The organism is Paenibacillus sp. FSL H7-0703, from assembly GCF_038003485.1.
Taxonomy (GTDB): domain Bacteria; phylum Bacillota; class Bacilli; order Paenibacillales; family Paenibacillaceae; genus Paenibacillus; species Paenibacillus polymyxa_B.
Genome location: NZ_JBBOPF010000001.1, coordinates 2,150,001 through 2,165,246 on the forward strand (window position 1 = coordinate 2,150,001; position 15,246 = coordinate 2,165,246).

Consider the following 15,246-nt stretch of genomic DNA (forward strand, 5'->3'; position numbering starts at 1 on the left):
TCCAGCGAGTTATATTTAAATTGCGTACTGCCCAGTCTTTTGGTGGTAATACTATATCTGCTGGGAATAATGCAACCCCAGTTGGTACTTTTATATAGCCTAATGACGGCAGAGAATGTGAATTTTCGTAATACATCTGCGTTGACGACCCGATTGTGTTAGTAAGCCAATAAACCATGATATGCGTAATGAGTTCATCTTCGCTAAAACTTTGACGGAGGTCACCCCCACAATCACTCCAAGCTCGGAATTTTTCAATAATCCAACCGGCTAAGCCTGCTGGTGAATCAGAAAGTCCATACGCAAGAGTCTGTGGACGTGTCGATTGTATCGACATGTACCCTCCCTCTAGAGAAAGCCATTCTAATGCTCTTTTCTTGTATTGAAGTTCTTCCTCTGAAAGTTTTACCTGCTCATGGGACGTAAGGAGATCTCTTATGATACCAATATCTGTTAGGTGAATCCCGAATAAAAGTTCAGGATGATTCGATGCCAGATATCTCGTAACTCCGGAGCCTATATCCCCACCTGCTGCAGCAAACTTATCGTATCCTAATTCTTTTGTCATTAATTTAGCCCACATCTCGGAAACCTGATAATTGTTGACACCAGGATGATCAGGAGAGCTAGAGAACGCAAAACCAGGTAATGAAGGGACAATGACATCGAAAGAATCCTTAGGATCACCTCCATAGCTAGCTGGATCTGTAAGAAGAGGAATAATCTTCTGATATCTAAGGTAACTATCTGGCCATCCGTGGGTTAGAATAATGGGCATGGGATTGGGACCCTTTCCGTACTCATGAACAAAGTGCACATCAATTCCATTGATGTTGCAGCGAAACTGGGAAAAACGGTTTAACTGAGATTCTTGTTCGCGCCAATCATACTGTTCTCGCCAATACGAAACAAGGGATTTTAAATAAGTTAAATCAACACCTCGATCCCAGCCTGAGTTTTCCAATTGATCCGGCCAGCGGATGTGGTGTAATCTTCTTTTCAAATCATCAAGGACTTCATCTGCAATGTGAATATGAAAACGTTCAACGGACATTCTATTTCTCCTCCTTTTTTGCGCACATCTTAATGATATCCCTTGAACTGCTGTGGTACTATGCTAAAAATCGGGCATCTTTTTCGCCGTGGAGGACTTTAGTAACCTTCCTTATCCTCAACGTTTTACAATTATCTTAATTACTTCAGCCTTTTGTTATGACTTCCAATTTCTCAACACCATAACACTTTCCGATGCGCTCCGATTTTATTTGAATGGTTTTTAGACTAATGTAAATGGCAGCCGATCTTCTGAATTAGCTGTGCCTCTATTTATTTATCGAGATTACTTCGTCACGCTATCTTACCCGTTAGTACAACATGGCCGATCCATGCCGGTAGCCGTGTCTTAGTTGTTTATTAAGCTATCGTGTCCCGTTAGATCAATTCAAATTTCGCCCCGATCAGACTTACCCGGGCTTATCACTAAGGGAGGCCTGTTTTGGGTTAATGAATGGACAAATCGGAAATAATTCACTCATACCGTCTAAAGGAGGGAACAAATTCATGAATTCTAATGATAATCTATCAGAGCAGAATGCATATTTGAAAGAGCTGAATGCCTTATTTATCCCATTGGACGGAATGGAGAATCTAGACCGCATAGTTAAGGCCATCGGAGATGCAGATATTGTGCTGCTTGGCGAGGCGAGCCATGGGACGTCTGATTTTTACCGAGTTCGGGCCGAGCTTTCGAAGAAGCTAATTGCAAGCAAGGGATTTAACATTATCGGCGTGGAAGGAGACTGGCCCTCTGCTTATCGATTGAACCGGTATGTTAAAGGAATGAAGGGGGCCGATTCTTCGGCAACCGATGCACTGGGTGATTTTACTCGCTGGCGACCTGGATGTGGGCGAATACGGATATTCGTGATTTCGCGGAATGGCTGAAGGATTACAATGAAGTGAATCAAGGGGGCGGCAGTGGCTGTCCCAAGGTTGGATTTTATGGCATCGATATGTACTCGTTATGGGAATCGATGGAGGCAATCATCGGTTATTTGGAGGAGACCAAGTCTCCCCAGCTGGAACAGGCCCGCAGGACATATGCCTGTTTTGATCCATATAGCAGGGACCATCAGGCTTATGGCATTGCGGCAGGATTGCTCTCGGAGAGCTGTGAGAAAGAAGTGGTTGAGCTACTGAAGCAGATTCAGAGCCGGCGCATGACGTATCCGGGAAGTGAGGAAGAGCTGAATGCGGAGGTGAACATGCTCGTCACTTCCAGTTCGGAGGCCTATTATCGTACGATGGTCCAGGGAGGCCCGCAGTCCTGGAATATACGGGACAGACATATGGTTGAATCACTGAAGCGAATCATGTCCTATTACGGCGCCTCGGCAAAGGCCATTGTCTGGGAGCATAATACGCATATCGGTGATGCGCGGGCAACGGATATGATGGCTGATGGCATGGTCAATGTGGGTCAGCTGCTGCGGGAGGATCCAGAACATCGTGTGTTTGCCGTTGGCTTCGGGACCTATCAGGGCGAGGTACTGGCCGGAAGAGCTTGGGGAGCTCCGGTTGAGAAAATGACCGTGCCGCCCGGACAGCCAGGAAGCTGGGAGTATTGCATGCACCGGGCGGGAGGCGGCCGAAATGGCATGGTAATGCTCTCCGATGCATCTTCCATGCTGCATACGGTCATTGGCCACCGTGCCATCGGTGTTGTATATGAGCCTGCTCATGAGCGATTCGGCAATTACGTGCCTTCCAGCATGGCGGATCGTTATGATGCGTTTGTTCATCTCGACCGGACCATCTCCCTTCAGCCACTGCCTATCCTTCAGCCGGTTGCAACGGATGCTTTATTTTCAGAATAACAGCTCGCAAGAACCGTCTGTGGGATGCAGGGTAGCTTGGTATAGTTTACCGTGAGGCTCCGGATTATAATTATAAGACTGGCTCCAATATAAAACAGCGGCAGGCTCAGACTTTGTTTTTATCAGTCTGAGCCTTGGTGAAAAACGTTATCTTCTTTTGATGGAAGGTACGTCAATTCAACTGCTCCCGAATGTAAGGTCTTGGTATAGACGTGCTTAAGGGACATCGTGTTGATGTTATCTGTAAACAAACGCTTTCCACTCCCCCGTATAAACGGAAAGATCATGATCCGAAACTCGTCGACGAGATCATGCTTCATCAGCGTCCTAACTAACTCGCCTCTTCCAAGCACCAAGATGTTTCTTCCAAGTTGCTCTTTAAGGTTCAAAACTTCTTCCTCGAGATCCCCTTGAATGAGGGTTGCGTTCCAATTCATCTGGTGCTGCGTTTTCCTTCTTTAAAATGATTCGAGCAAAGAATCCAGTTTCAGAAGTGGAAATTTCTTATCACCCCATTATAATACTTTGATTCAAGAGAGACCCAATCTATTCATGTATGGTTCTCATCTGTGACAAAACTGTCGGATGCTAGTTGCTAGTTCTTCCGCATGAGTAAGGACAAGCATATGATCAGCTCCTTTGATTTCGGCAAACCTAATCTCAGGTACACGCTTGAAGTACTCGGCGATATTATACATATCCGGCCATTCTATGGTTCCTTGTATAAATAACGTACTCGCTGCAATGTTCTCTAAACGTTCAATCGAAGGCGGCTCTGGCCAAAGGACATCAAAGCTCCTCCACTCGGTAAATACCCTTGTCATGTAGTGAGTATGCATTTCACTCAAAAATCTCCGGTGGGGGCTAGCCATCGTAGCCCGATAGATCGGTCCGGCTAAAGACAACTCTACAAGTTTTGAAATATCGGGAGCGGCCGCATTCACCGATGCTATATAATTGGTAAATTCTTGCGAATATGCAAACCCCGTTAATGAAGGGGCAATCACCACTAGCCGCTCAACCATAGAAGGATATGATAACGCAAAATCAGTCGCGACTTGCCCACCGATGGAATGGCCAACAAGTGTGACAAGCTCCAGTCCGAGATGTTCGAGAAGTTTGCGCAAATCCTCCACAAGTGAAGTCGGCTCTTGCATAGCAGGCGAGCGGCCGGTTCCTCGACCATCGAAGGTAATGACCTTGAATGATTTTGCCAATTCAGGCACCATATATCTCCATACCCTTGAGTCGACACCTCCCGAGTGAATCATGACTATAGGGACTCCATTCCCTTCGATTTCGTAAAAAAGTTCCACCTTGTTCCCCTCCCCAGTGAGGTAATATTTTCTTGATTAGCATTTTAATCATGACTGAACATACAGTCTATATTAAAAAAAGATATCCACGTCGAAAATAAAAACAATATCTCATTGAATGCCGCGTGATTTGCGGCTTGGAGAGCTACTTTGCGTAAATCAGAAGTTCTTACAAGACTTAAAACACCGAAATCCTTGAGCGGGTAAAACTTACATTGATATGAAGTCACTTTGAATAACTGCCCTTTAGTTGAATAGCGGCGGATATCAAAAGCGAATTCTTCGCTATTACGTGCTAAAAAAATCGGTGATAAAGTTCTCTTTTCTGTAATGTACTCCAGTACTAGTTAATCTATCATTATTTTATATGACAATAACATCAACTTTATAAATGCTTCTTTTGATTTTATGCTTAGTAATTGAGTTGAAGATACATATTTCCTGTCTTGATGATTAATACAAGTAAATCACGTTTACAAAGGACAAAAGACAGACAGAAGATTATAAATTCACTAACAATTTAGGGTAAACGTAACCTAATTGAAACCGCCCATCCAATAACCGGATGGGCGGTTTTTACATACTACTTTCCTGCTCCTTTATCACCTGCTCAACCCCCAACAGAATCAGCTTCAATCCGAACTCAAACGCTCCGTCGGTCCCCATCAGCTCGAACAGCCCGTTCGTGAACATCCTCCGGAATAGTCCCACTTCTGTCTCGCTCATGGAATTCAGAAGGTGAATCATCTCCTCACCCGGAAGCGCTCCCTGGTCCTTGAGGATAGCGGAGACATTACGCTCATGCTGATAATCGTCTAGGACGAAATAGGAGACATAGTTCACAAGCGTAGTAACCACTTGTATTTTCTGCTCTTGCTCAAGCGGCGTCGACTCCACGCAGAGCAGCATACGGTTGGTGAACCGGATGATGTCCGGTTCGTGGGGCAGCGTCATCATCATGAGCTGCGTGGAGCAGGGGCACCGGTAGAGCACACTCCGCATCGTTACCGCAAGCCCCGTCAGCTGCTCCTTCCAGTCCCCCTCGGAATGAAACTCCTCCAGAATCATTTTCGATACCTGGTTGGCCAAGCGCTGATAGAGATTCTGCTTGCTCTTGAAGTACCAGTACAAAGAGGGAGCCTGAATCCCTAGCCGGTCGGCCAATCGTCTCATACTGAATTTCTCGATACCCTCCTCTCCAAGAAGCTCCCACGAGGCTTCCAAAATCTTATCCTCCGAAATTTGAGGCTGCTTTTTTTTCATCGGTATCCGCCCTTTTATCTAACAGTGTAAGTTTATGCTTTACAGGTTCATAGGTTCATGATATCATCTAACACTGTAAGGCACAACCTAACAGTGTTAGACTGAAGGACAAAATAAATAAAGAAAGTAGTGACTCGCATGGATGCAGAAAACCTCCATTACTTTGAAAAAGCACCGGTCGCAAAAGCCGTAGCTCACTTCGCTGTACCGATGATGCTAGGTACGTCAATGAATGTCATCTATTCCATCTTAAATGCCTATTTTCTTGGTACACTGGGCAATACTGCCATGTTAACCGCACTCTCACTAACCTTGCCGTTATTCGCGATCATTATGGCACTAGGCAACTTGATAGGCATGGGTAGTGGCACATTCATCTCCCGTTTGCTGGGAGAGAAAAAATATGACGATGTGAAGCATGTGTCTTCATTCGCCTTTTACAGCAGTTTAGTTCTCGGTCTTATCATGATGGCGGTCGGTCTCCCGTTGATTGATCCAATCGTTCATGGCCTCGGGGCAACAACTGACTCCTTCGGATTCACGAAGGACTATGTCACGATTATGCTTATTGGTTCACCATTCGTCGTATTATTCTTCACGCTGGAGAATATCGTGCGCTCCGAGGGTGCAGCAATCACGTCGATGATCGGTATGATTCTCAGTGTTGTCGTGAATATTATTCTCGACGCGCTAGTCATCTTCGTCTTCCATTGGGGCGTGATCGGCGTTGCGTCTGCTACGGTCATCTCTAACTTGGTTGCGAGTGCATTCTACGCCTTCCATATGGGATATAAGAGCCAATTCTTAACTGTCTCCGTTAAATGGTTTAAGGCTACCACGGATATTCTGAGCAATATATTCAAAATCGGAGTTCCCGTCTTTGTTATGAGTATCTTCTTGGGTGCAATGTCGCTCATCTTTAACCATTTTCTTGTCGATTATGGGGATCAGGCCGTAGCGGCTTACGGAATTTCATCACGCCTATTGCAATTTCCTGAGTTTATTCTGATGGGCTTATGCGAGGGAGTTGTGCCGTTGATTGCCTTCTCTTTTACAGCGAATAAATTACGCATGAAGCATACCATTGGATTTACAATCAAAGCTATTGTGGCGTTAGCAATCGTGTTTGGTGTTATCGTCTACCTGATTTCCGACCACTTAATTGGTTTATTTACGAGTGACCCGCAATTAATTGAAATGGGTAGCTACATTCTACATGTGACGTTCTTATCCTTGTTCATTACAGGAATGACCTCGCTGTTTACCGGTATCTTTCAAGCAACAGCGCAAGGAACCGCCGCGTTTATTATGTCAGTTATTCAAGGAGTTACTCTGATTCCTGTGTTGTATATTGCTAATCGAATGAACGGATTCCACGGGGTGGTCTGGTCGCTTGTCATTTCGGATGCCGTCGCGTTCCTTGTTGGTGCCATCATGCTGTATGTTCTGCGGACCAAATTGCAGCCGGATTTGGATAATTTAGTACAGTAGAAAACATATAACATGCAAGAAAGCAGGATAAGGACACTCCCCGACCCTGTCTTCTCGGTGGGGTAGAACTGTATTAACCTAAACTGCCCGTTAGTTTAACCTTCATTTGTTGTGCCTTGTTCCGACTATTCTCTACGAGCTATACGAAACCCTTGATCGGGACCAAAGCCATTCGCATCGAACTTACCTCGGAAAGATATCTCGTTGTTGCTGACGTTGCCGGACATATCGTAAATTCCTAACTCGTTGGGTTTCCGGGTACCGATCGATTTTGTTTTATTATAGTTGCTCTCTATGATAGGCCAGTTCCAGTCTCCAGATAAGTATTTGTCTCCGGCGTTTTTCCAATACCATGCGACCTCGTCGGCATTATTGCTTCCACTGTATGTGTAGCCCTTGCTCGCCTGACCTCCGCCTGCAGCATATTCCCACTCCACTTCTGTAGGCAATCGGTAACCGTTAGCTCCCTCGTTGATCGTTACTGTCCATTTTATATTATCGTTATCATTCTTATTGTTGCTATTAAAATAAACATTAATAGCTTTCTCATGGATAGATCTCCTTTAAGCTGATAGGAAAAATAGTAGGCCGTGATGGCCTGCAACTCGCCTCCAGCAGCGTCGAAGGCCGTTCGCCTGGCAGGAAACGGCCTTCAACGCATCCGCACTGACGGATAGACTGGAGGGGAACGGTCATCGGCCTGTCTACAATACTTAGGGCTCGGTGAGTCCTCCATGATCGATTCATTTAAACCCTATCTATCAGACAGCTCTCAAAACCCGCTTATCCCGTGAGACAGTCCCAATCGCGCCTGTTCGTTGAACAGCTTGCAGTTGAGTGGTTACCACACCGTTACGTTAGAGCTCCCGCTACTCTGATACCCCTCTGTCGCCAACACCTGGTAAGACCAGTTACTTCCCAGATTCATTCCTTTGCTCGCCCATGCTTTCACGTGGTTGCTGAAAGTGATTGTGGAGTTGCCCCCGGTCGGTCTCTTCGACTGTCGAACACTCCAGTACTGAATAAACGTCGTTTTTTCGCCTTCAATGGAAGGTGCGTCGTATCGCATTGTTGTGTAGATATCATATGTGCCCCCATCACTGGTCACCGTACCTTTATACGTTCCGGTAGGTCGATAAGTACCCCAGCTATCAACGACGTAATATTCGATGAGTGAGTTTCTCGTCCACCCGTAGAGAGCCAAATATCCATTACCGGACGGCGCCCAGACACCGGCATTGTAGTTGATCGTTCTGTTTGGCGATCCAGTAGTCCAGCCTTTGCCGACAACAAAATTCCCGGTATCCTTCCATGTTACGCTGTAATTACCGCCTGATCCATTAACAGCATTGACCGTCCCACCGCCATCGGTCCAATTTTGCCAATAGTCTGTCGCTGCACTTGAGGTTGTTGCAAATAATCCAAAACTCATGGAAGCTGCAAGAACTACCGTCATCATTTTCTTACTAAAATTAAACATACTCTACCTCCTAAAATTTTGTGTTTGTCCCATACACTTGCTTGTTGGTTGATTCTCTTTGCAGTATATCACCTATACGTTCCATATTCCGTATTTTTTTACTTTAACCTCCTTTCTGAGTGAAATTATAGAATAATAGCGTTTGCATATAAACCTAGCAAATTAAAGCTTTAACTCTATTATGTTTAGCTCTCTTTGAATTTTATAAAATAATTCCAGTATTACAGCGATGGGAAGCACCACCCGACAGCCTAGTGGCATCTCATGTACATTTTTAACTCAGCTTATATACTAAAAAAAATTTATGCAAATAACGCATAAATATCAATATGCATCCATCACATACAGTAAAATGTGCTTGGGTGATTAGCAGTGCATAGTGGGAAATCTCGATTCACGTGAGGACAAACACTTAACTTTTCATAGGAGGTTTGATAAAAAATGATTTTGGAGGATATCTATTATGGGAAATGACGTCCTAGTGAACAGATAAATTCAACCGACCCTGAATCTCAAAAAGTGAATCAAAAAATTAGTGATCTCATGGAGATGTTGAAAAGCAAATTACCAGCAGTCGAGTTTGAGTCAATTGAAGTCATGTTTGATTTATTAAGCGAGTCAACTTCCCTGCACTCCGCAGCAGCATTCATTCACGGGTACCGGGCGGGGGCATTAACGATGATTGAAGTATTTAGCGAGGACAAAGAAATTGTTGATCCTAATAGATAGATAATGGAGGAGTTATGGTGGTGAGCCCGCTACGCATGCAGATTGTTCTTCCGATCGCTGTTATCCCTAGATTTCTCCTCAGTAGAATATAAACTTAAAGGTAAAATCCAGGGATTGCTGAACGAATGGAGTACTTTAAGAGAATTTCAGACGAATGGAGGGGCTGCCTAGCCTCTTCCTGCGCCCAGCGCATTCATCAAGAACTCATAAATTTCCAGTTCGTTGATTTTATCGCCATCGGTCACTATGTTATGCTGAACTTGCAGTCCGTTCTTGAACACGGTGAACATCCGAGCTGTCCTGTCCGCATCGATTGAAACAGGGATAGCTCCATTCTGCTGTCCGACTTCGATCCACGTTTTGGCAGTGAGGATAGATGCTTCATGATAACGTTTCAGAATGCCAGCCACGGCGGGCTTATCCTGTTGGCTGAGTAGATAAATAAAAATCAGGCTGGCAGCGCTGTCCCCACTACCGATGTTACGAAGCCGATCAGTTAAGGTGTTAAGCGGGGATTTGATTCCTTCTGGTCCTGCGGGAGTCCGGGCGACAGATTCAAAAAAGCGCTGATTGGTTTTCTCCATTCCCGCCTCCAGAATCATACCGAACAATTCATCTTTGCTTTTGACATAATGGTAAATGGCTCCTTTAGTCAGTCCGCTGCGATCCGCAATATCCTGTAGTGTCGTCGCCCGACAGCCTTTCTCCATAATCATCTTTTCGGCAATCTCAAGCAGCTTTTTTAGACTGTCGTTCATCGCTTTATCTTGCATAATCTTTTACCTCCCGTTTGTCTGTCTTTTTATTCGTTTAATGAAACCTATATTCCACCAGATCGTCAAACCAATAAGCCCGTAGGTGAAGAACGGCGATACGACCAGAAAGATCGGTATGGTCAGCGAATATACCAGCACTACTTTGATGAAGGCTTCCAGCAGCAGGCTGAGTCCCCACACCGCCGTTATCAGGCGGAAGTTAAAGCGATAGCGTGGAAGCTTCTCCCATTTATCGTTTATCTGAGGATTATGACCTGTGAATCTTTCCGCAAAATAATAAATTAATGGTCGACCAAAGAGCAGCGAGCCTAGAAACACCAACCCCATAATACCGGTTACATAAGACTCCCGTAGCAAAATGAAGCGTTCGTCACCGCCCAAGAGAACAGCCACCACGCCCAGAATCAGACCAAGAAAGATAAAGCCAGAGAACACATCTGCTTTGCGCGTCCGTATAAGATTGTAGAGTGAGTCGCATAGTGGTACAAGAGCAGCGAAAGACAGAGCCACCACACTGCTCGTATACGGAATTAGCAGGCGATAAGCCAAATAAGGCAATACAAGATTGATGATTAGCGTAAAGATGATTTCGTTGCGAGTTTTATTCATGGTCGACTCATCCTCTCATCATTTAAAACCTACCTTCGGTAGGTATCTTTCATTCTACATACCTTCGGTAGGTATGTAAAGATTAAAAATAATAATCTGTATACGAACCTCAATCTACATATTGCCCAAATGTGGTTACACAGTTCGCATACTCTATAACTACAAAAAGGAGATGGCGTTTGCCATCTCCCTTGCTTTTATTCTTCCCTCATACTTCCTGCTTAAAAACATATTGCTCACCGACACACACTCTAACAAGCAACTATATTTTTAATCCCCCACCCGATTCAAAAACACCTTCGTCCGCTCCAGCTGAGGATTGCCAAAAATCTGCTCTGGTGTACCGGATTCTGCAATTTCGCCATTATCCATAAAAATGACACGATCCGCCACATCTCTCGCAAAGTTCATCTCGTGGGTCACGATGACCATCGTCATATGTTCCTCAGCCAGCTTTTTGATAACTCGCAGCACCTCACCCGTCAGCTCGGGATCAAGGGCCGAGGTCGGCTCATCAAACAGTAAAATATCAGGGTTCATCATCATTGCCCGGGCAATCGCCACGCGCTGCTTCTGCCCTCCCGACAGTCGGGATGGATACGCATCTGCTTTATCTGCCAAACCGACTTTAGCCAGCAACTCAGCGCTTTGGCGACGTAGCTCAGCCTTGCTCACCTTCTTCACCAGCTTCGGAGCCAGCTCCAGATTATCCTGCACCGTCAAGTGAGGGAACAGATTAAAATGCTGAAACACCATGCCCATACCGGTGGTAATGCCTTTAATGTCACCTGCCGGAGCGTACTGACCGTTTTCCACCAGTGCTTTATCATGAATGCGGATCGTCCCGCCCGTCACATCTTCCAGGTGTACCAAACTACGGAGCATGGTACTTTTTCCTGAACCTGAAGGACCGATGACGGCTACAACCTCGCCCGCTTTAACGTTAAAGCTCACTCTTTTCAGAACGTCGAGCTTGCCGAACGATTTTTTCAAATCGGTTACTTCTATTGCATTAGTATTCATATCCCGACATTCCTTTTACTCGAATTTAAAACGTTTTTCCAGCGCCCTGAAGAATAACGTCAGCACCAAAGCTAACAACAAATAAATAACCGCCGCTACAACATAAGGTACAATCGAGAAATCACGGTTTACAGCCGTATTGGCAAAATGCAGCAGTTCCGGTATCGCTACTGCATACAGTAGTGCCGTATCTTTTACCAGTGTTGTCGCCTCATTGGTTACCGCAGGCAAAGCAATCCGTACCATTTGCGGTACAATGACTCTAATCAGCGTCTGCGACTTGCTCAAGCCCAGCACTTGCGAAGCCTCGTATTGCCCTTTATCAATCGACAACATTCCGCCTCTAAAAATTTCTGCAAAATAAGCCGCATAATTCAGTACAAATGCCAGTACCGCAGCCGTTGTCCGGTCCAAGACCAGATACTCCCCAATGACAGGCAACATCGGCAGACCAAAACAAAAGAACAATAATTGCAGCAATAGCGGCGTACCGCGTATAACATAAATGTACGTATGCATCAGCCAGGCGATTGGCTTAATCCTGCTTTTGGCCAGCAACGTAACGATAAAACCCAATGGAATAGACAAGATGAGCGTGATGAAAAATAAAATAACCGTCATCTGTGCCCCTTCAAGCATAGGCTTCATAATTCGCAAAATATATTCCATACTCATGACCTTCGACTCCTAAACCCTTAGTTCAATACACTACGTATTAATTTAATACTTTATCTTCACCAAACCACTTTTTCGAAATTTCAGCAGCTTTTCCGTTCTTGTGCAGCTCATCCAAAGCGGATTGCAGCTGCATCAACAACTCTTCATTTCCTTTTTTCACACCGATGCCGTATTCCTCAGGGGCCAATGATTCATCAAGCAGCTTATACGTCCCTTGTTCCTTCGACATATAATACTTGGCTACGACCTCATCAATGACAACCGCATCCAGACGTCCGGTTTTCAAGTCCGTCAAAGCCAGAACATTATCCGGGAACTCGGACACTTGCTTCAATTTACTTTTGATCGGATTTGCATCCAATGCATCGGCTGCTGAAGACAGCGTCTGGAGTCCGACCGTTTTGCCCGTCAGATCAGCCAGCTTGGATAGACTGGAAGTAGCCGGAATGACAATCACCTGACTGTTTTTCAGATATGGCTTTGTGAACAGCACTTTTTCCTTACGCTCATCCGTAATGGTGTATCCATTCCAAATGAGATCAATACGTCCGCTGTTCAGCTCGGATTCTTTGGCAGACCAGTCAATCGGCTGAAATTCCACCTGTTTACCCATTTGTTCCCCGGCCGCTTTTGCATAATCAATATCAAAGCCGGTCAGCTCGTTATTTTCATCTCTAAAGCCCATCGGGGCGAATTTATCATCAATTCCAATAATCAATTTACTGTTATCCTTACCGCCGGAACATCCGGCCAACACGATCATCATCAATCCAATTAACATCGTAAACATGGCTGCTTTTCTCATCTTATTCCCCTCCAACAATGGTGACCCCCGTATCCAAGAACAGGTGGCAAACGCTTTAGTTCGTTAACACGTTATCAGAGTATCATCATAACATACCGCAGGATACTCGTCGAGAGGAATAAGCGGAATCTTAGCCTTATATAAATGGAAAACCTGTGACGAAAATTTGACCTGTGTTCTATAATGTAAAACCTTACCTTGACATGTCACCTAAACCGTCTTATCATTTCCTAGTATTCTTATATACTTTTATTTATTTTAAAATTTCAGCAGCCGTAGTATGTAAATCAGCTTGATAGACAGGAGAAATAAAACCCCATGTACATTTTAAAACGTCTCTTTACGATGTTCATTACGTTGTGGATTATCGTCACTTTAACGTTTATCATCATGCACATCATTCCGGGTGATCCGTTCTCGAACGATTCCAAAACCATTCCGGAAGCGGTATTGCAAAATATGCGTGCCAGATACAATCTGGACAAGCCGCTCGCTGTGCAGTATGTGTTGTATCTCAAAAATCTGCTAGTGCTGGACATGGGCCCGTCTATTCAATCGAAAACGACGGACGTCAATATGCTCATTGCCCGAGGTTTTCCACCTTCTGCATTGCTGGGTATTCAATCCATCGTGGTCGCGATTATTGCCGGTATTTCGCTCGGAACACTGGCTGCTCTACACCATAATCGACCACTGGATTATATCTCGATGTTTATCGCGATTGTTGGTATTTCCGTACCCAGCTTCATATTGGCACCGCTGTTAATCAAGTATGTTGCCGTCCAATGGCATCTGCTTCCGGTCGCCTCATGGGGAACCTGGCAGCATACGGTACTTCCGTCGCTGGCTCTCGCTGTTTCACCGCTTGCCGTTATCGCCCGCTTTATGCGGACGAGTATGCTGGAGGTCATGCATGAGGAGTACATACGCACTGCCAAAGCGAAAGGGTTGTCCTCTTGGGCAGTAGTCCTTCGTCACGGATTACGCAATGCGTTGATTCCGGTGCTTTCCTTTATCGGACCGCTATTCGCTTCCGTCATTACAGGTACCTTTGTCGTCGAAAAAATATTCGCCATTCCCGGCATCGGTAAATACTTCGTAGATAGTATCTTTAATCGGGATTATCCAGTGATTATGGGGACGACCATTTTCTACAGTGCTATTCTGGTCGTTACTTTATTTTTAATAGATATTTCCTATCGCCTTGTCGATCCACGAATCAAATTAGTCAGCAAAGGAGATTAACATGAAAGCAGCACCTACTGTCGAAAAGGACAGCCTGTTCAGTCTTGTAGACCGTAGCCAGATCCCCACCTCCACATTGACCAGACCCAAAGAATCACCCTGGCGGGATCGGCTACGCAGACTTTTTAACAACAAGCTTGCTCTGTTGGGGCTTTCCCTACTAATCATGATTATTGTGCTGGCGATTGTTGGACCTTCCATGGTTCCCTATGCACCCAGTGATCAATCCCTTTTGAAAACGAATCTCTCTCCTTCGAAAGAGCATTGGTTTGGTACGGATGATCTGGGGAGAGACGTATGGGCACGGACATGGGCCGGAGCTAGAATTTCACTCATGATCGGCTTTGCCGCTGCCGCCATTGATTTGGTACTTGGTATTCTCGTCGGCTGCATTGCTGGCTATTGTGCCGGGCACGGCAAAACGGGCGACAGGATCGACAGCATTCTCATGCGTATTATTGAAATTTTGTATAGCATTCCTTATCTGCTGGTCATCATTCTGCTGCTCGTCATTATGAAGCCGGGACTGCTCACAATGATTATTGCTTTATCCATTACTGGCTGGGTCGGTATGGCCCGTGTAGTGCGTGGGCAAATCTTACAGCTGAAGCAGCAGGAATATGTGTTAGCAGCCCGTAGCTTGGGGACATCTCATTCGCGCATTATCTTCAGACATTTGCTACCAAACGCAGCGGCAATCATTATCGTAAATTTGACGTTCACTATTCCATCGGCTATTTTTGCCGAATCGTTTCTGAGCTTTCTCGGTCTGGGGATTCAGTCTCCTTCGGCCAGCTGGGGGACGATGGCTAACGATTCACTTGGCGTTATTTTAAGCGGTCAATGGTGGCGCCTATTCTTCCCAGGGCTGATGATATCGCTCACCATGCTGGCGTTCAATACACTTGGAGATGGGCTTCAGGATGCACTTGACCCGCGCTCACAACATTAACAA

The 15,246-nt window shown here is 45.3% G+C and carries 13 protein-coding genes and 3 pseudogenes (1 of these 16 cut by a window edge); 5 read left to right on the top strand and 11 right to left on the bottom strand.

What is annotated here, in order from left to right; translation table 11 throughout:
• Positions 1-1,054: the 5' portion of an epoxide hydrolase family protein gene (locus MHB46_RS09295; RefSeq protein WP_341162156.1), read on the bottom strand. The gene continues 101 nt to the left of window position 1, outside the view; the window shows 1,054 of its 1,155 coding nt (coding positions 1-1,054); the start codon lies at positions 1,052-1,054; its stop codon lies beyond the left edge, outside the window.
• 506 nt (positions 1,055-1,560) lie between these two features.
• On the opposite strand from MHB46_RS09295, the pseudogene MHB46_RS09305 reads away from it, so the two are divergent.
• Positions 1,561-2,876: pseudogene (locus tag MHB46_RS09305) on the top strand (erythromycin esterase family protein).
• A 122-nt stretch (positions 2,877-2,998) separates the two neighbouring features.
• Here the strand turns inward: MHB46_RS09305 and MHB46_RS09310 are convergent.
• From MHB46_RS09310 to MHB46_RS09320, 3 genes are all read right to left on the bottom strand, one after another.
• Positions 2,999-3,313, bottom strand: coding sequence for a dihydrofolate reductase family protein (locus tag MHB46_RS09310; protein WP_209950016.1), 315 nt, complete (start codon positions 3,311-3,313; stop codon positions 2,999-3,001).
• A 126-nt stretch (positions 3,314-3,439) separates the two neighbouring features.
• Positions 3,440-4,192, bottom strand: coding sequence for an alpha/beta fold hydrolase (locus MHB46_RS09315; protein ID WP_341162159.1), 753 nt, complete (start codon positions 4,190-4,192; stop codon positions 3,440-3,442).
• Positions 4,193-4,768: 576 nt separating this feature from the next.
• Positions 4,769-5,455, bottom strand: a complete 687-nt coding sequence (locus MHB46_RS09320; protein ID WP_341162160.1) for a TetR/AcrR family transcriptional regulator — start codon at positions 5,453-5,455, stop codon at positions 4,769-4,771.
• 138 nt (positions 5,456-5,593) lie between these two features.
• Here MHB46_RS09320 and MHB46_RS09325 point away from each other — a divergent pair, with 138 nt between their 5' ends.
• Positions 5,594-6,946, top strand: coding sequence for an MATE family efflux transporter (locus tag MHB46_RS09325; protein ID WP_341162161.1), 1,353 nt, complete (start codon positions 5,594-5,596; stop codon positions 6,944-6,946).
• Positions 6,947-7,071: 125 nt separating this feature from the next.
• Here the strand turns inward: MHB46_RS09325 and MHB46_RS09330 are convergent.
• Together MHB46_RS09330 and MHB46_RS09335 are read right to left on the bottom strand one after the other, a co-directional pair.
• Positions 7,072-7,506: pseudogene (locus MHB46_RS09330) on the bottom strand (SUMF1/EgtB/PvdO family nonheme iron enzyme); the annotation flags it as partial.
• A 281-nt stretch (positions 7,507-7,787) separates the two neighbouring features.
• A complete protein-coding gene (locus MHB46_RS09335; protein ID WP_061831741.1) occupies positions 7,788-8,426 on the bottom strand; it encodes a glycoside hydrolase family 11 protein in 639 nt (212 codons plus the stop codon).
• A gap of 486 nt (positions 8,427-8,912) precedes the next feature.
• Between MHB46_RS09335 and MHB46_RS09340 the strand changes: the two are divergent.
• Positions 8,913-9,155 (top strand): annotated as a pseudogene (locus MHB46_RS09340) (DUF6809 family protein); the annotation flags it as partial.
• Positions 9,156-9,322: 167 nt separating this feature from the next.
• Here MHB46_RS09340 and MHB46_RS09345 read toward each other — a convergent pair.
• The 5 genes from MHB46_RS09345 to MHB46_RS09365 all read right to left on the bottom strand — a co-directional run bounded on the left by MHB46_RS09345 (position 9,323) and on the right by MHB46_RS09365 (position 13,046).
• The gene (locus tag MHB46_RS09345; RefSeq protein ID WP_165179388.1) at positions 9,323-9,928 is read right to left on the bottom strand and encodes a TetR/AcrR family transcriptional regulator; all 606 of its coding nucleotides are present in this window, start codon (positions 9,926-9,928) and stop codon (positions 9,323-9,325) included.
• 6 nt (positions 9,929-9,934) lie between these two features.
• Positions 9,935-10,540, bottom strand: a complete 606-nt coding sequence (locus MHB46_RS09350; RefSeq protein WP_165179389.1) for a VC0807 family protein — start codon at positions 10,538-10,540, stop codon at positions 9,935-9,937.
• A 270-nt stretch (positions 10,541-10,810) separates the two neighbouring features.
• The gene (locus tag MHB46_RS09355) at positions 10,811-11,563 is read right to left on the bottom strand and encodes an amino acid ABC transporter ATP-binding protein (RefSeq protein WP_023987213.1); all 753 of its coding nucleotides are present in this window, start codon (positions 11,561-11,563) and stop codon (positions 10,811-10,813) included.
• A gap of 15 nt (positions 11,564-11,578) precedes the next feature.
• The gene (locus MHB46_RS09360; RefSeq protein WP_341162162.1) at positions 11,579-12,238 is read right to left on the bottom strand and encodes an amino acid ABC transporter permease; all 660 of its coding nucleotides are present in this window, start codon (positions 12,236-12,238) and stop codon (positions 11,579-11,581) included.
• 40 nt (positions 12,239-12,278) lie between these two features.
• Positions 12,279-13,046 carry an amino acid ABC transporter substrate-binding protein gene (locus tag MHB46_RS09365; RefSeq protein WP_165179390.1) on the bottom strand — a complete coding sequence of 256 codons (768 nt, stop codon included), beginning with the start codon at positions 13,044-13,046 and terminating at the stop codon, positions 12,279-12,281.
• 318 nt (positions 13,047-13,364) lie between these two features.
• On the opposite strand from MHB46_RS09365, the gene MHB46_RS09370 reads away from it, so the two are divergent.
• Entirely contained in the window at positions 13,365-14,291 is a 927-nt protein-coding gene (locus MHB46_RS09370) for an ABC transporter permease (protein ID WP_061831744.1), read from the top strand.
• Between the two features lies 1 nt (position 14,292).
• Positions 14,293-15,243, top strand: coding sequence for an ABC transporter permease (locus MHB46_RS09375; RefSeq protein ID WP_341162163.1), 951 nt, complete (start codon positions 14,293-14,295; stop codon positions 15,241-15,243).
• Positions 15,244-15,246: the final 3 nt, after the last annotated feature.